Annotated in this window: 19 protein-coding genes and 2 pseudogenes; 13 read left to right on the top strand and 8 right to left on the bottom strand. The window is 46.6% G+C overall.

Annotation, left to right across the window (positions count from 1 at the left end; translation table 11 throughout):
• The first annotated feature begins 485 nt into the window (after positions 1-485).
• The 7 genes and pseudogenes from JCM19039_RS05640 to JCM19039_RS05670 all read left to right on the top strand — a co-directional run bounded on the left by JCM19039_RS05640 (position 486) and on the right by JCM19039_RS05670 (position 4,992).
• The gene (locus JCM19039_RS05640; protein WP_238544935.1) at positions 486-800 is read left to right on the top strand and encodes an RNHCP domain-containing protein; all 315 of its coding nucleotides are present in this window, start codon (positions 486-488) and stop codon (positions 798-800) included.
• 67 nt (positions 801-867) lie between these two features.
• On the top strand, positions 868-1,149 hold the full coding sequence (locus JCM19039_RS05645) for a hypothetical protein (RefSeq protein WP_052398545.1): 282 nt from the start codon (positions 868-870) through the stop codon (positions 1,147-1,149).
• A gap of 303 nt (positions 1,150-1,452) precedes the next feature.
• A complete protein-coding gene (locus JCM19039_RS21655) occupies positions 1,453-1,863 on the top strand; it encodes a hypothetical protein (protein ID WP_052398546.1) in 411 nt (136 codons plus the stop codon).
• A complete protein-coding gene (locus JCM19039_RS05655; protein ID WP_042424817.1) occupies positions 1,809-2,630 on the top strand; it encodes a DNA-processing protein DprA in 822 nt (273 codons plus the stop codon). The genes JCM19039_RS21655 and JCM19039_RS05655 overlap by 55 nt, the downstream gene beginning before the upstream one ends.
• Positions 2,631-2,646: 16 nt before the next feature.
• Positions 2,647-3,351 (top strand): gamma-glutamyl-gamma-aminobutyrate hydrolase family protein, encoded by a 705-nt coding sequence (locus JCM19039_RS05660; RefSeq protein ID WP_042424819.1) that lies wholly within the window; start codon positions 2,647-2,649, stop codon positions 3,349-3,351.
• 63 nt (positions 3,352-3,414) lie between these two features.
• A pseudogene (locus JCM19039_RS05665) lies at positions 3,415-3,857 on the top strand (YaiI/YqxD family protein).
• A complete protein-coding gene (locus tag JCM19039_RS05670) occupies positions 3,850-4,992 on the top strand; it encodes a M20 family metallopeptidase (RefSeq protein WP_042424821.1) in 1,143 nt (380 codons plus the stop codon). Before JCM19039_RS05665 ends, JCM19039_RS05670 begins: the two are co-directional and overlap by 8 nt.
• On the opposite strand, the gene JCM19039_RS21660 is transcribed toward JCM19039_RS05670, so the two are convergent.
• Both JCM19039_RS21660 and JCM19039_RS05680 read right to left on the bottom strand, forming a co-directional pair.
• Positions 4,989-5,648 (bottom strand): GntR family transcriptional regulator, encoded by a 660-nt coding sequence (locus JCM19039_RS21660; protein ID WP_052398547.1) that lies wholly within the window; start codon positions 5,646-5,648, stop codon positions 4,989-4,991. The genes JCM19039_RS05670 and JCM19039_RS21660 overlap by 4 nt on opposite strands.
• A 957-nt stretch (positions 5,649-6,605) precedes the next feature.
• A complete protein-coding gene (locus JCM19039_RS05680) occupies positions 6,606-7,394 on the bottom strand; it encodes a TerC family protein (RefSeq protein WP_042424824.1) in 789 nt (262 codons plus the stop codon).
• 309 nt (positions 7,395-7,703) lie between these two features.
• Between JCM19039_RS05680 and JCM19039_RS05685 the strand changes: the two genes are divergently transcribed.
• The 5 genes and pseudogenes from JCM19039_RS05685 to JCM19039_RS05700 all read left to right on the top strand — a co-directional run bounded on the left by JCM19039_RS05685 (position 7,704) and on the right by JCM19039_RS05700 (position 13,352).
• Positions 7,704-9,539, top strand: coding sequence for a hydantoinase/oxoprolinase family protein (locus JCM19039_RS05685; RefSeq protein WP_202963186.1), 1,836 nt, complete (start codon positions 7,704-7,706; stop codon positions 9,537-9,539).
• Positions 9,527-9,814 carry a hypothetical protein gene (locus JCM19039_RS24780; RefSeq protein WP_202963187.1) on the top strand — a complete coding sequence of 96 codons (288 nt, stop codon included), beginning with the start codon at positions 9,527-9,529 and terminating at the stop codon, positions 9,812-9,814. The genes JCM19039_RS05685 and JCM19039_RS24780 overlap by 13 nt, the downstream gene beginning before the upstream one ends.
• Positions 9,786-11,404 (top strand): annotated as a pseudogene (locus JCM19039_RS05690) (hydantoinase B/oxoprolinase family protein). Before JCM19039_RS24780 ends, JCM19039_RS05690 begins: the two are co-directional and overlap by 29 nt.
• Before the next feature lie 151 nt (positions 11,405-11,555).
• Positions 11,556-12,341, top strand: coding sequence for an SDR family NAD(P)-dependent oxidoreductase (locus JCM19039_RS05695; protein WP_042424827.1), 786 nt, complete (start codon positions 11,556-11,558; stop codon positions 12,339-12,341).
• A 231-nt stretch (positions 12,342-12,572) separates the two neighbouring features.
• Complete coding sequence (locus tag JCM19039_RS05700; protein ID WP_042424831.1) at positions 12,573-13,352, top strand: hypothetical protein; 780 nt, start codon at positions 12,573-12,575, stop codon at positions 13,350-13,352.
• A gap of 78 nt (positions 13,353-13,430) precedes the next feature.
• On the opposite strand, the gene JCM19039_RS05705 is transcribed toward JCM19039_RS05700, so the two are convergent.
• Entirely contained in the window at positions 13,431-14,180 is a 750-nt protein-coding gene (locus JCM19039_RS05705; RefSeq protein ID WP_042424834.1) for a TylF/MycF family methyltransferase, read from the bottom strand.
• 102 nt (positions 14,181-14,282) lie between these two features.
• Between JCM19039_RS05705 and JCM19039_RS05710 the strand changes: the two genes are divergently transcribed.
• On the top strand, positions 14,283-14,981 hold the full coding sequence (locus JCM19039_RS05710; protein WP_042424836.1) for a glycosyltransferase family protein: 699 nt from the start codon (positions 14,283-14,285) through the stop codon (positions 14,979-14,981).
• 35 nt (positions 14,982-15,016) lie between these two features.
• Here the strand turns inward: JCM19039_RS05710 and JCM19039_RS05715 are convergent, their stop codons facing one another.
• From JCM19039_RS05715 to JCM19039_RS05735, 5 genes are all read right to left on the bottom strand, one after another.
• Entirely contained in the window at positions 15,017-15,469 is a 453-nt protein-coding gene (locus JCM19039_RS05715) for a hypothetical protein (protein ID WP_042424840.1), read from the bottom strand.
• Complete coding sequence (locus tag JCM19039_RS05720; RefSeq protein WP_042424843.1) at positions 15,460-16,089, bottom strand: 1-acyl-sn-glycerol-3-phosphate acyltransferase; 630 nt, start codon at positions 16,087-16,089, stop codon at positions 15,460-15,462. Before JCM19039_RS05720 ends, JCM19039_RS05715 begins: the two co-directional genes overlap by 10 nt.
• Before the next feature lie 20 nt (positions 16,090-16,109).
• On the bottom strand, positions 16,110-16,826 hold the full coding sequence (locus JCM19039_RS05725) for a phosphatidate cytidylyltransferase (RefSeq protein WP_307190177.1): 717 nt from the start codon (positions 16,824-16,826) through the stop codon (positions 16,110-16,112).
• A gap of 229 nt (positions 16,827-17,055) precedes the next feature.
• Positions 17,056-17,661, bottom strand: a complete 606-nt coding sequence (locus JCM19039_RS05730) for a CDP-alcohol phosphatidyltransferase family protein (protein ID WP_042424846.1) — start codon at positions 17,659-17,661, stop codon at positions 17,056-17,058.
• A gap of 25 nt (positions 17,662-17,686) precedes the next feature.
• Positions 17,687-18,139: an SRPBCC family protein gene (locus JCM19039_RS05735; protein ID WP_042424849.1), complete on the bottom strand. Its 453-nt coding sequence runs from the start codon at positions 18,137-18,139 to the stop codon at positions 17,687-17,689.
• Positions 18,140-18,237 lie beyond the last annotated feature (98 nt).

Here is an 18,237-nt window from a genome sequence, read left to right on the forward strand (position 1 = left end):
AACGACTGGTCTCGCGTTTCATGAGTATGGCTCCAGTATTTGCATACGGCTGTGGAGGGAGGCAAACGCTACCGGTGTCGCGAAGGCGTTAAGGTACGATCCGCCCCCCATCCAAGCTCACGAGGCATATATATAGATGCTCGACTCGTCACAGAAACTGATATTTGTGGCGGTTGGTAAAGGGAAATTCATCCTTCATCATACGAATGCTCACATAAACGTCACCAACTGTCACTATAAGAGATCTAAGAGGCAGTTGACCCCTTAAAAGACCCTATGTGAAGAGCGAATTGTCACATGAAAAGTCGATTTGAGTGCTGGTCGTTTTCCTCCATAATATGAACACAGTTGGCGTCTTTTTACAGGGGGACGTTTGCCCGTAACAATATCGGGACTAGCAACAACTGGCACCGAAATCATCAGGAACATCCCATTCCGTGATTTATGCTACACTGGTCTTCAGGTTGGATATTGGAGGTAAAGACGTGAGTCGTTCAGATGAGAATATGCAATTTGTTTGTGAACATTGTGGGGTTCAAGTCGTTCCTTTAAGTAATGGCAGCTATCGTAATCATTGCCCGTTTTGCTTGTACTCAAAGCACGTTGATATCGTGCCAGGGGACAGGGCATCGTCGTGTCATGGCTTGATGGAACCCATTGATGTAAAGTCTCACTCAAAAAAGGGGTATCAACTCCTGCATAAATGTTTAGTTTGCTCACACGAGCAATACAATAAGGTGGCGGATGATACGGAGCAAAGTGACGATCTGATTGGATTTATGAAACGTCTTCACCCGTAGCGTTGCACCGAATCCCTTTTCTCGCATAGGCTGATGTATCAGTTAATAGAAAGGGGTGTTACGTGCAATGAATAGTGAAACTGAATACCCGTATGAAGGGCAAGAATTTAATTACGATGAAGAGGATGTACGGCAGTTCGGACATGGACACGGTGGAGGTGGGCATCACCATCATCACCATCATCATGGACCGCCTCGCCCACCTCGCCCGGGGTATGGTTTTGGTGGAGGATTTATTCCTGGACTCATCGTTGGAGGAATTGCTGGCAATACAATTGGAGGTCCGGGGTATTACCCTCCATATCCACCCCCATATCCACCATACTACCCGCCGTATTATCCGTATTAAATACTCAGCGCATGCTCCGATTGGGGCGTGCGCTTTCTTAAAATAAATTATTTTTAAAAAACATCATTCGACAAATTGCGCTAAAAACCGCGGTAAATGTCGATTTTTGCGACTCAAAGCAAGTGGAAGCGGTATCAATTTAACGAAAAAGTTTGAAAATAACATATACAATAAAAACGCTTAGTGATATGATGAGTGTAGATGTTATAAAGTCAAGGGTACATGTAATGGTTTCTGAATGATCCGTCTCTTTGACCGAATAACAATATATAAAAACAAATACACAAAAAAGGATGAGTGCAAATGAACGTGAAGGAGATGGATTCAAGGTTTCTTCGGCCCGTTACTGAACAAGAAATACTATTTGCTAGTGAAGCAGCATCATATCTCGGTGTGACCCCGCAAAGGCTGAATCAGCTTGTGCATACAGGCAAGGTGAAGCCGGTCCGGACGAGTCCGAGTGGAAATTTATATATGCGTACCGATCTGGAGGAACGCAGAAAGCGAATGGATGGGAATCAGATGATGTTCATCACTGCGCTCTTCCATAAAAACGAGCCGGAAGTCGTGTATGAAGCGATAAATTATTTCACAATTCAAACGATATTTAATGGATCAGATAAGAAAACGGTTCCGATGTATGAGCGCTTGTATGACAAGTGGCCAATGACAGAGAACTCACGCCACACATTCGAGAGATTAGTGAGGATTTAGGCGTTGAGCAAGAGGCGTTAGAGAAAGCGTACTCTACCGTAGTTGGTGGTTTTCAACAGTTAGGCGAAGAGGATCTCATTGTGAAAAAAGGCGGTGTCCATTATCCACCGCAGTTGAATACACTATCAGATGCCCCGTTATTTCTTTTCATGAGAGGCAATCCGGACTTGCTGGAAGAGCATTTGGTTACCGTCGTTGGGAGCCGTAAGCCTTCAAAGGAAGGAGAGGAAACGGCTTATCAGTTATCCAAAGAGATCGGAAAACAAGGGTATGTCATCATTTCAGGTTTATCCAAAGGCATCGATTCGATTGTTCAACAAGCGACCGTTGATGAAGATATTCCAACGATTGCCATTCTTGGCACGCCAATAACACATTTTCATCCTCGTGAACACCAGTCATTGCAAGGCAAGCTGGAGAACAAAGGATTGGTGATTTCCCAATTCCCGCCGTCAGTCAAAGTGCAGCGCTGGCATTTCCCGATGCGCTATGCACTCATGAGCGGAATGGCAGCAGCAAATGTCATTATTGAAGCGAGTGATAAGAGCGAAGTGTTGCAACAAGCGGATTATGCAATGGAGCATAAACGTCAAATATTGCTACCGCAATCTGCACTCAACAACAGAGGTCTGCAATGGCCAAATCGCTACATTGATTACAAGCACATGTACGCATACCGTAAGTTGAGCGACGTGATTAAGCGAATGAACATTATTACAGAAGGCGAGCACGATGCAGAAGCTAAGCGAGTAACGCAGACTGTATAAAAGGAGTACGTATCGTATGGAGAAGCCGATGATCGGCATTACCTCAAGCATTAAGGAAGACGGCACCCACATGATTTCTAAAGATAATATTCGTAGTATTGTCGATCATGGAGGGGTACCGTTCATCTTGCCGAATGTGACGAGCGACGGGGCGGCAGCATTGATGAGTGACAAACTCGACGGTTTGCTCGTTACGGGGGGCGGAGACATTGATCCTACGTTGTTCGGGGAAGAGCCGCACCCGAATTTAGGAACGATTCACCCAGACCGCGATACGTTTGAAATGCGGATTATTGAGGAATTCTTAAAGAGGGACCTTCCGATTTTGTCGATATGCCGTGGCTGTCAAGTGGTGAACATTGCAGCTGGAGGCGATATGTATCAAGATATATATGCGCAGAAGGATGAAGAGCTTCTGCAGCATCAACAAAAAGCACCGAGGTTTCATACGTCCCATTATATTGATGTCGTACAAAACACGAAGCTCGCTGAATTGTCTGGAAGCACCCGTTACCGGGTGAACAGCTATCATCATCAAGCGGTTAGAGAGATGGCTCCAGGCTTTCGTGTGAGTGCAACTTCAACAGACGGAGTCATTGAAGCGTTTGAAAGTGATGCTCACCGTTTTGTTTTGAATGTTCAATGGCATCCGGAAAATTTATCCGAAGATGTATATGCCAATCGTTTATTTGCGGCATTTATTGAGGCGACGAAACATTAATGAGAAAAGCCCGTGAGGTCAGTGACCGTTACGGGTTTTTTACGTACTAAAGAGGTGAACAGATTGAAGATACTCGTGGATGCTGACGCAAGCCCCGTGCAAACAGAGGTTATTGAAATGGCGCAGCGATTTGCCATTCAGGTGGTGCTCGTTAAGAGTTATGCGCATTTTTCGATTGTAGAAGAAGAAGGTGTCGAAACGGTTTATGTTGATCAAGGGCTGATGCGGCTGATTACAAGATCATCCAGCTTAGTACGCCAGGTGATGTGGTTGTGACCGGTGATTATGGGCTTGCGGCTCTTGGACTTGAAAAGCAATGCATTGTCATGCACCATACCGGATTTTTCTTTTCAAAAGAGAGCATTGATCGTTTGCTCATGCAACGTCATGAAGGTGCGATGCGGCGGAAAAGTGGGCAGCGTACAAAGGGGCCAAAGCCCTTTACGAGCGAAGAAAGAGAACATTTTCGCATACAATTAGAAAAGGTGTTGATCGGTCTTGAATGATACGTTGGCAATTGAACATTTAAAAGAAATATTACAAATAGACACGACGAACCCGCCTGGGAATGAACGACTCGTTGCGGACAAGCTCCAAAGTATATTTGCAGCGTATGGAATTCCTACCGAGGAAGTGGTGTATGAGGAAGATAGGGTAAACGTGATTGCGACGTTACGTGGCGACGGCTCTTCAACAGAGGTGATCGGTCTGTCGGGTCATATGGATGTGGTCCCACCAGGGGAACAGCCTTGGGATTACCCACCATTTTCTGCTACAGAGCAGGACGGTAAGATCTATGCCCGGGGTGCGTGTGACATGAAAAGTGGCTTGATGGCGATTGTAGCGACGATGTGCCGATTGAAACAGTCCAGGAAAGAGCTTCCGTTTGATGTGAAATGCTTTGCTTCTGTCGGAGAAGAAGCCGGTGCCGTTGGTGCAAAGCAACTTGCAGAAGGCGGTTATACCGACGATGTGAGTGCGATGATCGTTACGGAGCCGACGAGCGGAAACGTCATCATTACACATAAAGGGGCACTGTGGCTGGAACTTACGACAAGGGGGCGCACCGCTCACGGATCGCGGCCTGATCGCGGTGTGAATGCGTTGATGCACATGGTTGCAATTATGAATGAGTTAAATCGTTCTGAGTTTCAATTGTCCCATGAAACGGATCCACGGCTCGGTGGTCCAACAATGAGTATGAACGTGTTATCGGCGGGTAGCAATACGAACGTCGTCCCTGATCTGTGCCGACTACAGCTCGATATCCGCACGGTCCCGTCGATGCAGCATGAAGATGTGATTCGTGCTGTACAAGATCGGATTGATTCGGTCAATAAAACGATTCCTGAATTGGATGCACATATTTCGGTATTAAACGATTTGCCTCCGATGCAAACCGAAGAAGATCACCCTTTCGCACAGTTTGTACTAGAACATTTCCAGCGCCCGGCGAAAGGGATGACAGGTTATACAGATGGCTCACAATTCATGAGGGCGCAGTCAAAGTACCCGATAATTATTTGGAGTGCAATTCGAGGTGAGACAGCACACCAACCGAATGAGTGGGTCGCTATCGATGATTACGTGCAGACAATCGAGCAGCTCGAGGGGCTGCTTTGGCACTACGGAAGTCGTTAAGTCGTTGTTAGCGCTTCCAAATAAGCCGCACCTCTCGCTCGTTCTGCTGCACTAATTTCAGCAATGACCGCATGCATCTCTGAAATCTCTCCAGACTTCATGACGGTAAGCAATTGCTCGTGCTCTTCTAACATTGTATGTATCGCATTTTGACTTGGTCCAATCGCGTAAATGGATAGTGGTGAATACGTAGATTGGACGAGCTGTGAGAGACGTTGGTTTTTGCACACCGTGAAAAAATGCGCATACATAAAATGCAATGTTTGCATGCTCTCATCTGCTGTGTTGTCAACCGCTTGACGTGCGGACGCCAACCGATTTCTCCATTCATCAATCTCAAGGTCGGTAAGTGACATTCGTACATCCGCAATAAAATCTTTTTCCAAGATCATGCGACAGTCAAATAGCTGCTCAAAATCGGACAAGCTCAAACTCATCACTTTCAATGTGCCGTTGCGGTCGACGGTCACAAGTTGATCCTTCAATAATTGTCTAAATGCCTCGCGCAGCGGGGTACGGCTAATTTGTAGTTGTTCTGCCAACTGTGCGACGACAATCGTTTGGCCCGGTGCAATATCACCGTGCATAATTAACCTTTTCACAAGTTCATAGGCTTGTTCGTACAAAGGCTTTACATGACTGAAAGTTGTGTTCATGCACGGTCTCCCCTTCTTCTGCTGCTTTTTATGATTTCCGAAATGCTGGAATAATTATAATGTTAAGTAGGACGAGCGAATCTGTCAAATTTTGATTAAAAATAGAAGAATTTTATATAGAATTATAAAGGAAGAAATGGCTGGGGTTTTGGCACAGGTTGTAAGTATAGACACGTTGAGACGTCATTTTATACGGCTCATAAAGACAGATGTTAGGGGTGTCAGTTAGAGCTAATGCTGTTCCCGAATTGGCCGTGAGTTTGCGCTCATTGGAAACATGAGACGCGAACTTTGAATGGTTCGGCGTAAGCATGCTCAATACCGATCAACATGTCGGCCCTGCGGGGCCGAAGCGAAACTGGCCTTGCTTCGGCGCGGCTCGCGCCGACAGGATGCTAGGTTATTGGCTAGGAAATGCAAAGGGTGGTTCTCTGAACCCGTTGCGGCAGGGGATGGCGGCACATGCGGGCAAGACGAACGATCGTTCTGCGCGCTAGTTTCCTCCATCTGCGCGCAAGTTTGCTCTTTTCACTGGCTTTAGCGCCAATTTCGCCAAACTTTGCGCGCAGTTTGTTCCAACTTGCGTGCAGATTCAATGCTCATAAGCGAGCCCCCTGTTGGCCCCAGCGAGGCCGAAGCCAAATCGAATTCGGTTCGACGCGGCTCGCGCCGACGTCTTGTGGGTACTTCGGGGCGGGGATTGTACACGTGACCCGGTAATCTGTTCCTTAGTTTATGAGAATAGACCGCTTTTTCTGCGATTTCCCTAAACTTGAGAACCGTTCGGCCGCAACTCGAGCACAGTTTCCACTTTACCAAGCTTACCATTGGTTCTTGATGTAATTCTTTCGTTCAACTTATCTAGATCACGCCATAAACGATTTTGATCGTTTATACACCAATAAGAATTGCCCCAACCTACGCGAGGCTGGGGCGATTGATTTTACGTGTCTCGTTTTACAGGTGCGAGATTTCCTGAGTATCTGATTTCTTCTGCAGTTTTGGGGCGGAAAGTAGCCAACTGAGTACGATGATGAGTGCCATGATTCCCCAGAAGAAAAGTTTCCATACAGTGCTTTCAGGAAAGTGTTCAGGCAAGATGGCAAGGCTTGGGTGAGCGAGAGTAAATACGGCGAGTTTGACACCGACCCAGCCGACGATTAAATACGCGCCGTTCTCAAGTCCGGGGCGGTTTTCCAATACCCGAATGAAAATGCCCGCGGCAAAGCGCATAATGATAACACCTGTAAGACCACCGATAAACACGACAACAAACTGTGCTCCGTCAAGTGGACCTACTGTAAACCACCCCGTTGGGGTGAGCGTCATCGCCAAGGCGACAGCCGCTAGAATGGAGTCGACGGCGAAGGCAATATCGGCAAGTTCTACCTTTAATACGGTCATCCAGAAACCTGACTGTTTGGGTTGTTTTTTGACCTTTTTCACGTTCGTTTTATTGCGCACGTACTTTTTCACAAAATGATTGATGGCGATGAACAACAAGTATAGCGCACCGATGGCTTGCACTTGCCACACTTCAATGAGAATGGCGACGAACGCAAGAGCAGCTAATCGGAAAATAAAGGCACCAGCTAGCCCGTAAAATAACGCTCTTTTTCGTTGCTTTTCTGGAAGGTGTTTTACCATCATCGCTAACACAACTGCATTATCAGCTGCGAGTATTCCTTCCAAAATAATGAGAATGATGAGAACCCAACCGTACTCTAAGAGAAGTGTCCATTCCATTTAAAGTCGCTCCTTTTTTTGTCCATTCAACGAAAAAAGACCTTCACCACGGGATTGGTGAAGGTCTTTTTGAACATATAAATAGACCTCACCTATGATGGCAAAGGTCTTGCTACAATCGGTCTGATTGCACTAAAGCCGGGGCAAAAATAGGCCCGTCATGACGACTTTAATGAGGAGCTACTCCCCTTTGTTAATCTAAATGTACGCTTTTCAGAAAGAAAAGTCAATAGAGAAAGTTCTCTAAAGGAATTTCGACAACTGTGCAGAAATATAGTAAATAGACTAACGATATAAAGGGATGATCCGATGACAACGATCAGAGCGGGTGTTGATATTGGTGGTACGTTCACGGATTTGGTGTTTATTACAAGTGACGGAGAGCGGTTTTTCGGCAAGACGTTAACGACGTATCCAGATCCTTCGGAAGGATTTATTAAAGGGCTCGATGAAAATATGAAAAAACACGGTTGGTCGTATGATCAGCTGGAGAGTATCATTCACGGGACGACACTCGTCGTGAACGCGTTAATTGAGCGAAACGGCGCAAAGACAGCGCTCATTACGACGGAAGGGTTTCGAGATCAATTGGAAATTGCGTCAGAAAGCAGGTATGACTTGTATGACTTGATGGTCGATAACCCGGCGCCACTCGTTCCCCGGCACTTACGGTTTACCGTGCCAGAGCGTTTGACGAGTGATGGCAGCGTTTACAAACCTGTTGATGAAGCAAAAGTAGAAGAAGTGTTTCAGGAAATCGTTGCATCTGGCGTTGAGGCCGTTGCCGTTTGCTTGCTACATAGCTATCGAAATGCTGCCCATGAGCAACAAGTGAGAGAGGTTGCTAAGCGCGTCGCTCCAGAGTTGCATCTATCAATTTCATCAGAGGTGTCACCAGAAATACGCGAGTATCAACGATCGTCAACGACCGTCGCCAACGTGTTCGTCAAACCACTCGTCGAGCGATACTTAACCCAGTTGGAACAGACGTTAATCGAGAGAGGCTTTCGCGGCACGTTTCTCATGATGCTTTCTGGAGGGGGCACATGCACCGTCGAGACAGCTATCCAGTTTCCGATTCGTATATTAGAATCTGGACCTGTCGGTGGGACGATTGCCGGTGCGCATTACAGCAAACAAGCCGATGAAGACCACGTACTCGTCTTTGATATGGGCGGGACGACGGCAAAGGCAAGTCTTGTTGATCAAGGCGTACCCCTTACGACGACAGAATTTGAAGTCGGTCGTGCTGACCGATTTTTGAAGGGGAGCGGCATGCCAGTCAAAGTGCCGGTCGTTGAGATGATTGAAATCGGTGCCGGTGGGGGCAGTATTGCCGGTGTTAACCGACTCGGCTTATTGAAAGTCGGTCCAAAGAGTGCGAGCAGTGTGCCCGGTCCGGCAAGTTACGGGCAAGGGGGAACGGAGCCGACGGTAACGGATGCTGATCTGGTACTCGGGTATTTGAACCCGGATTATTTTCTTGGTGGAGATATGCGATTGGACGTCGAAAAAGCGAAGGAAGTCATTCATGAAAAAGTCGCGAAGCCATTAGGGTTAGACCCAGTTGAAGCGGCGTGGGGCATTCATCAAGTCGTGAACGAAAATATGGCAAGTGCTGCCCGCATTCATGCGGTTGAAAAAGGAAAAGATGTGCGCAATTACTCCTTATATGCTTCGGGTGGTGCAGGCCCAGTTCATGTAGGCAATGTTGCGAATATTCTCGGGGTGAATACGATTGTGTTGCCAGTTGGGGCAGGAGTGAACTCTGCGTTTGGGTTCCTCACGTCGTCGTTGGCGTTTGACTTTGTGCGAAGCTTTTACGGGCGATTGCATGAACTGAATTGGGCACATGTGATGACACTCGTTACCGAAATGGAAGAAGAAGGTAAGCAGTTACTTGCACGAGCTGGTGTGGTTGAAGGCATCACCGTCATTCGGAAAGTGGATATGAAATACCGGGGGCAGACCCATGAGATTACCGTATCGTTACCACTCGGAAACATAGGTGATCAAGAAGAGGAGATTGTGAACCGTTTTAAAGACGCGTACCGAGAATTATATGCGGAAGCAAATGAAGAGATGGAAATTGAAACACTTAACTGGAGGGTAATCGTTCAAGCCCAGAGCCGGTGTTACAACTGAAAAGCACTGAAGAAATCGGCCTCAACCCGACCGAGAAAGCGACGCGGAACGTCTATTTCGGAGAATGGATCGACACCCCTGTGTATGAGCGTGATCAATTATTTGCTGGCGTCCAGCTCAAAGGGCCTGCCATTATCGAGGAAAGAGAGTCGACCGTCGTTGTGCCACCGGCGTTTCTTGTCACACTCGATCGTTCTCATAACATTATCCTAGAGCGCAAAGTTACAGATCAGGAGGTCTCAACAGATGCAAAACAATCCACAACACGCATTTGATCCCATCCAGCTGGAAGTCATTTGGAATCGTCTCGTTACACTTCTTGAAGAACAGGCGAAAACGCTCATCCGCACGTCGTTTACAAGCATCCTTTCGGACGCGAATGATCTGTCTGCTGGTTTGTTCAACAAACGAGGTGACATGATCGCTCAAGCGAACACTGGCACCCCTGGGCATATCAATTCAATGGCAACAGGCGTGCGTCACTTTTTAAAGAACGTGGACACCGAAACGTTGAAACAAGGAGACGTACTCATTGGCAATAATCCGTATGAAATTTCGGGTCATCTGTTAGATGTGACGATCGTTACTCCTATATTTTTTGACGAGAATCTCATCGGTTATTTTGCATCGACGTGTCACGTTTCAGATGTGGGAGGTCGTGGGTTTAGTCCAGAAGGAGAGAGTATTTATGAAGAAGGGCTACATATCCCTTACATGAAGTTCTACTCTCAAGGAAAAGTGAATGAGACGTTACTCACCCTTATCCGCACGAATGTGCGAGCACCGTACCAAGTCGTTGGTGACTTGCGCGCGCAAGTTGTTGCTCAAGAAGTCGCGATCGCTCGCTTAATTGAAACACTCGAGGAGTTTGATTTGCCAGATGTTGAAGAGGTCGGGGCAGAAATTATTCGCTTATCAGAAGAAGCGATGAGAAACGCCATTCGCGAGCTGCCTGATGGCACGTACGAGAATGAGCTATGGAGTGACGGCAGCGAAAAGCCGATCCGTTTAAAGTGTGCACTTACCGTAAAAGGCGACCGAGTGTACGTCGATTTTGCAGGCACGTCAGAAGGAAGTAAAAAAGCGATTAACGTTTGTTTGAACTATACATTAGCGTACGTAAATTATGTGCTAAAAGCCACCGTGGCTCCTGATATACCGAGCAATGAAGGTAGTTTTCGACCGGTTTCCATTTCTGCACCTGAAGGCTGTGTACTCAATGCCGTGCACCCGATGCCGACAGCATCCCGGCACATTATCGGTCATCTCGCGCCAATTTGTGTGCTCGGCGCGCTTCACGAAATTCTCCCAGACCGAGTGCCTGCTGAAGGAGCTGCGGCAATTTTCGCTCTGCAAGTGCACGGTGTTGACTTTGAGGGAGAGCCTTTCTCAAATGTGGTGTTCAACGCCGGTGGAGCCGGTGCGAGACCTGGGAAAGATGGTTTGAATGCGACAACGTTTCCGTCCGGTGTGAAAGGGACGCCAGTAGAAATTATTGAAAGCACTTCGTCAGTGTTTATACATGAAAAAAAATTACGCGAAGGTTCTGGTGGCGACGGTGAGTTTCGAGGCGGATTAGGCCAAACGATTACATTTGGGGTTAGAAGCGACCAAGCTTATCACGTACCGCTCATGTTTGAGCGCACGCAATTTGCCCCGAAAGGTTTTCCGGAGGTGCAGATGGGGCGAAAGCTAGAGTGTTCATTAATGAGCAAGAAGTACAAGAAACGAAAAAGCTCTACACGTTAGCAGCCGATGACGTGATGACACTTCACCTGCCTGGTGGGGGAGGGTTTGGTGATCCGAAACAGCGCTCAGCAGAATCAAAAGCTTATGACGAGCGAAATGGGTATGTGTTAAGATAAGATAAATAGAAAAGGAGATTGCGAGAATGGAAGGATTCCATTTGATTGTAATCTTTTGCGTGGCGCCGATTTTTCTGTCCATTTTACTCGGTGCTACTGGCTTAAATATGAACGATTTCCTTGGCAGAAGCGATAATAAAGGAGGATTCCGATGAGGTTAGAAGGGAAAGTAGCCGTGATCACAGGTGGCGGTCAAGGCATTGGCGCAGGAATTGCTCGAACGTTTGGCAAAGAAGGCGCGCGCATTGTCATTGCGGAAGTGAATGAAGAAGCGGGCCGTGACACCGTTCAAGAACTGCAAAATGATGGGGTAGATGCCATCGTACTGCAAACCGATGTGGGTGACGAAGAGAGCGTCCAAGCGCTTATGAAACGTGCAGTAAGTGAATACGGAAAGGTTGATATTCTCGTAAATAATGCTGCGATTAATATTCGAAAAAGTGTTACCGATACAAGTTTCGAAGAATGGCAAAATGTGATGAATGTCAATTTAAACGGTCCGTTCCTCTGCTCAAAGTACGCGATCCCTGAAATGCAACGCTCAGGCGGGGGGTCCATCATTAACATCGCATCATGGCATGCAGAGAAGACCATTACCCGTCTTGCTGCGTATGCGAGTGCGAAAGGCGGACTCACAGCTCTCACACGTCAGATGGCACTCGACTACGGGAAAGATGAAATCCGTGTAAATGCTGTTGGGCCGAGCACTGTAGATACACCGCTATTACAGAATACATTTGCTTCTTTGGAAGACCCTGAAGGGGCATTTCGGGATACACTGAAATTTCAACCGATGGGCAGAATTGGCACAGTTGAAGATATTGCCAACGCTTGTCTTTTCCTCGCATCTGATGAGTCAACATATGTGAGTGGTCAGACGATTATGGTTGATGGCGGCGCGATAAACAAAATCGCCCGCCCGATTGAATTTGATTAATGATAACCTTTAAAGCGACCCCAAAAGTTAGCGAGAACAATCCGCTTTTGGGGCGTTTTCATTAAGTCAGCCTTGGTGTTTACGTAAGAAAGAAGGTTAATTTATGCAGTTGCTCCTCGTGTTTAGTATCATTCTTCTTGGCCTCACGATCGGTAGGGTGCTCCGCGTGTATGCCGATCGACAGCGACTGCTGGATGGTTTCCCCTTGCCAAGTTCCTCCGGTTTCTTACGTTGTTTGTGCTACTCGGAATGATGCCAATTATCCTCGTTGGTGCATTCTGGAACGCCGATCTTACGAATCAAACGTTTCTCGTCTTACCGGTACTCGGTGTTTTTACGATATTTCTTGGTGGCGTGCTCGCCGTACTTTCGGCTAAATGGATGAAGATGAGTAGAGAGCAAACCGGTTCTATGTTCGTGACCGGGGCTTTCTTGAATCTTGGCAGTTTTGGTGGACTGTTTGTTGTATTTTTTATTGGACTTGAAGCACTTCCGTTCGTGGCGCTATTTCGTTTGTTCGAAGAACTCGTCTATTATACGATCTGTTATCCAATTGCTAGGAAATTCGGCGCTCAACGTACAGAGGATTCCCAGCCGAGATGGAAGCGGATCTTGAAAGATCCGTTCATTATGGTCATCTTCTCTGCAATTTGTGTAGGGGCGCTCCTGAACGTCTCGAGCATTCCTTACGCCACCGTTTATGATCAAGTGAACGAATTGTTCGTGCCGCTGACGGTGATCTTCTTGCTCATCCCGGTTGGATTTTCAATGCGAATTGGAGCTGTTGGAGAAAATAGTAAAGCGGTTACGGTGATAATCACCATTAAACACCTGATTGTTCCTGTGACGGTTACAGGTGTTGCTTACTTGCTTGGTTTAGGTGCTTATGCCGATGGGATGTTACTCAAAGTGATCCTCATCTTATCTGCATGCCGCCAGCTGTCTCAGCGCTTGTTCCACCCCAGCTGTTTGGGTTGGATGAAGACTTGGCAAACGCGAACTGGATTGTGAGTACCGTAGGGTTGGTCGTCACATTACCGATTTTGTATATACTTACAGGAATGATGTAAAAGAGGCCCAGGAGGGCCTCTATTTCTTTCGCCAATACACGCTCATGCTGTCGATTGGAATGAGTGGTTCGGTAATGTTGTGTTCAGCTCGGTAGTCCATAATGGCAGCATTGCACCCAGGAAGTATGAAATCATCAATGATAATATAGCCGCCAGGGCTTACTTTATCGTACAAATTGTTTAAACTGTCCATCGTTGACTCGTACAAATCACCGTCTAGACGTAAAATGGCTAATTGATCGATCGGTGCGCCGGGCAATGTATCCTTAAACCAGCCTTTAAGAAAATGAACATTATCATTGAGTAGGTCATATTTGTTGAAGTTGTGCTTCACGTCCTCAAGAGATACCCGTAAATAGTCAACGGTATGATGCGTATCCCCTTTGTCTTTTGGGTATTTTTCTTCGTTTGGTTTTGGCAAGCCTTCAAAGGAGTCAGCGACCCAGACGTTACGATTTGTCATTCCCATCACATCAAGAAAACCGCTCATGAAGATGCAAGCCCCACCTCGCCAGACGCCGGTTTCGATAAAATCGCCTGGAATGTTGTCATTGACGACAGACGTCATGCAGTCTTGCAAATTGTTCATCCGATAGCGACCGATCATGCTATGAGCAATTTGTGGCCAAATCTCCCCTTTTTGGTGACGTTCCCGATCAAACCCATGATTCCACCAAGCAAGGTCGGTTTCGTATTCTTGCCAAATCTCAAAAAGAATCGCCCTTTTAAGCAACTCCAAATACTTTTCATGTGCATGTTCAATGATCATTGTATACCTCCCCGTATAATCCTTCTACACACTATGTAATGGAACAGATTTTGATACATATGCCTACCCATCTCTCCATAAATTGTGGTGTGGAGGTGTTTTATGGATCCGAAAAAATTCGCGTTTATTTGTTGTGTGAATGATTGGGAAGAGTATGAGGAAAGCTGTCGGCACATTGGAGCGCTAGCCATTCCCGACGGATATACGGTAGAGAGAATACCAATGGAAGGTCAACCAAGCATGACTGCGGGGTATAACCGAGCCATGCAAGAAACAGATGCAAAGTACAAAATTTATCATCATCAAGACACGATGGTCATTGATCAGCTCTTTTTGTTTCATGTGCTGTATGTTTTTAATCATCCGTCAATTGGCATGATTGGTGTTGCAGGATCGGAGCACATACCGGAAAGTGGCATCTGGTGGGAAGCGCCTGCTGCCGCTCTTTATGGTATGACGGTACAGTACCGCGAAACGATGAGCGTGCTTACATTTACGAATCCAACCGACACGTACGTGCCGGTCGCGTCAATTGATGGACTCATTATGGTGACACAACATGATCTCCTATGGGTAGAGCAGTTTGATGGCTGGCATTTTTATGATGTGAGTCAATCTGTTCAATTTGCACGAGCAGGATATCAAGTTGTCGTTCCACACCAAACGATGCCGTGGACGTTTCATAACTGTGGTACAGGTTTTGATGCATTGGCATATGACCATTATTTGCGCTTGTTTTTGAATTGGTATTCACGTCATCCCGATGAAATAAAACGTGTAGAAAATAACCCAAAAACCTAGCCATAAAAAGACTTTGACTGTTTTGGACTGGCGCCTTAAGAGCGTCTGGCTGATGAATGATACGAGCAGACCGGCAAGCAGAAAGCGAATGACACGAGCAGGGACAGAAATGAGTAAAAATAACCATAAGGACACATCAGCATGATAAGCGTTAAGGGCAAAAATTTTATACGGTATGCCTTGTGTCGGTCCGAGGAGCATGGCAATGAGCCACTCTCAATCAGAGATTGCTGGACATCTGCCACAAGCTGGGCATCAATAGCTGGAATATGAGTGAGTAGCTCATTACCTTCTTTTACGAAACCGATGCCCAAAGCATACATTAATGTCCCTCCGACAAGCGCCCCAATCAGCGTATATAAGCATAACCAGACGATGAACGTGCGTGTTTTCGTAAGTGCGGCATACGTAATGAGCACATCAGGGACGATGAAAAAGACGGTCGCTTCAGCAAATCCCCATATCGCGCCCCATCGTTTTACTCCCATTCTGCGTTGGCTCCTACTTGTCTCATTTGATTAAACTGTTCTTCTACATGCTCCATAAAAAGCTTCCGTTCTCCGTTCCAATACAATGGGGTGCCAATGCGAATGGTAGCAACGAAAGGAACGAGTAACGGATCCCCTTTCGGCAATGCTTTGCCGAGTCCATGCGTAAAGACTGGGACGACCGGCACATCGGGATGGCGACTTATAAGATGTGCTAACCCACTTTTTAATTGGGTCATCTGTTCAGGCTCTCCTCGTGAACCTTCTGGAAAGAAAATAAGAATTTCCCCTCGTTCAAGTGCATCAGAAAGAGGTTGGAGAACGTCTTCTCCTTTGGATTTGCCACTGCGTTTGATCGGAATCGTGTTCATAATTCGGGTCGCAAACCAAGCGCGGGTTTTGTTCGTGAAAAAGTAATCAAATGCGGCAACCGGCCGAAGCAAGTGTAGCTTTTTTAGCGGGAAGAGGTTCATCATTAACGGAGTGTCCAGATGGCTGTTATGGTTTGCGATCATGACAGCGGGTCCGTTTTTGGGCAGGCGATCAATGTCGTGAATATTCATGCCGAGAACGATGAGGAGAACGGGTTTTACAACGAGCAAGAAAAATAACTTTTGCATACCGGTAATCTTCCTTCCCGTTAGAAATAAAAGTAACTCGTAAAGTGGAATACGAGAGGAGCTGTATACGTTAAACTGTCAATTCGATCAAGGATGCCGCCGTGACCAGGTAACGCTTGACCGCTATCTTTGACGCCGAGATCTCGTTTTAATGCCGACACGTTCACATCGCCGATAAATCCAAAGATGCTAATGATGAGTCCAGCAAAGAGAGCAAACGGCCATGTGTACGGGGTGAGCAGTGGAAAGAGTAACAAGGCCAAACCGGTTGTCACGAACACACCGCCGAGAAAACCCGCCCACGTCTTATTCGGGCTCACAGCCGGTACAATTTTACGCTTGCCAAATGCTTTCCCGAACAAAAATTGGCTCACGTCATTTAGTTGGGTAAGTACGACGACAAACACAATCATTGCGGCTCCCCCTGCTCCAGGTACAGCGAGAAAGTAAGCCAAATGGCTTAAACCAAATACCATGAGCATCATGCCCCAATGAATTGAGCCGATCGACTTTAAGAAACCTGAAGTTTTTCCGATGAGCACCATGATGATTGGCAAGAATAAGAACATATAGATTGGAATGAATATAATAAACATCCCGTACCATTCCATATAGATCCATAGAAACTGAATCGGTATAGCGAGGTAGGCGAAGAACAACACACGACGATCAGCCGCCGAGTTGGAATCATTGAAAAGTATTCTTTTAATGCTAAGTACGTTAGAAAGGCAAAGAATAAAAGCGAAATGGTTTCATGGATAAGTGTGGCAAACGTAAATATAATCGCCATAAACCACCATGAACGAATCCGGTCTTTTACTTCGCCTAGTTCGTGACCGCGCACGGTAAGTGTTTTTGTGACGATGGTAGCAACGATCAGAAGCGCAAATATTCCGAGCAGCACAACGACTAATGGGTTTTGAATAATTTGATAAAAAGGTTGTGCCTCAATCCAATCTGGAAACATTAGGAATCCCCCTCTCGAAGTGCAGCGCGTAATCGGTTAACAACTGTCGCAACACTGAGTATAAATGCGAAAATAAGCAGAATTAAATAAGCGTTTGAATGAAACGTAAAGAAATAGAGCGCTAACGCTAGGACACTGAAGAAAAAGGCACGGTCACTCTTACCAAATGGTCCGTCATAACGCCTCTTAGAACCGACGGCTATAGCGAGAATGCCTGCAGCTTCTCCGACGAGTGCGATGACGACGATGCCAATGATGAGCTCGACAGGCGCATCGATCCAGAGAGCGAGGGGCAAATAAAGAGCGGCATCGGAAACCATGTCTCCGAGTTCGTTTAGAAACATTCCGAGCCTGGTTTGTTTATCGTGCTCTTTTGCGAGCATTCCGTCAATCGCATTCATCATCATGCGCAGGAGTAGGAATGCCGGCAGCAGTAACAATAATACGGAATGGAGCTGTATGTATAGAAGCACTCCAAACAGAATAGAGAGCAGTGCTGCGCTGACTGTCACCCCGTTTGGTGTGACGTTCCACTCATGGAGCTTCACGACCAACGGGCGCAACATTGCCTGGAATTTCGGTTTGATATCATAGATCGTTGCCATTGTAATCACCGCCGAACAATTGGATTTAAAAACGTTTTGCGAGCTGTTCTTTGCGGTAAGAGAAGATGTCTTGCAACCGTTTCTCGACGATGGCTCCATGGGCGACTCGTCCGAGGGGGCCAAAAGGTAGCACGTAATGGACGATATCTTCAATTTCTACACCGTCTGGATGGTCATGGAAATGATGCTGGTGGTGCCAAAAGCGAAACGGTCCGAAGCGCTGTTCGTCCACAAATAGCTCGCCTTCAACGACGTGCGTAATTTCTGTCACCCATTGAACCGGAAACGCGGGCAGAGGTTTCAAATCATAATGAACAATCATTCCCGGATGCATGCGATCCTTAATGTCATTTCTCACATCAAACTTCATATCGCCGGGTGTGATGGAAGAAAGCTGACCGGGATTAGAAAAGAAGTCCCAAGCTTCTTCTCTTGATATCGGTAAAACTTGAGTTTCTTTTAATGTGTATAAGCGCATAGAATTCCTCCTTGGCATTCTATACCCGAAGACGTTCAAAAACGAACACTGACTTCTATGTAATATTATGAAATGAATGGCGTTTGTTTTGTCAATCT

Origin of the sequence: Geomicrobium sp. JCM 19039 (assembly GCF_000698145.1) — a bacterium.
In the GTDB taxonomy this organism is placed as follows: Bacteria; Bacillota; Bacilli; order Bacillales; family Marinococcaceae; genus Geomicrobium_A.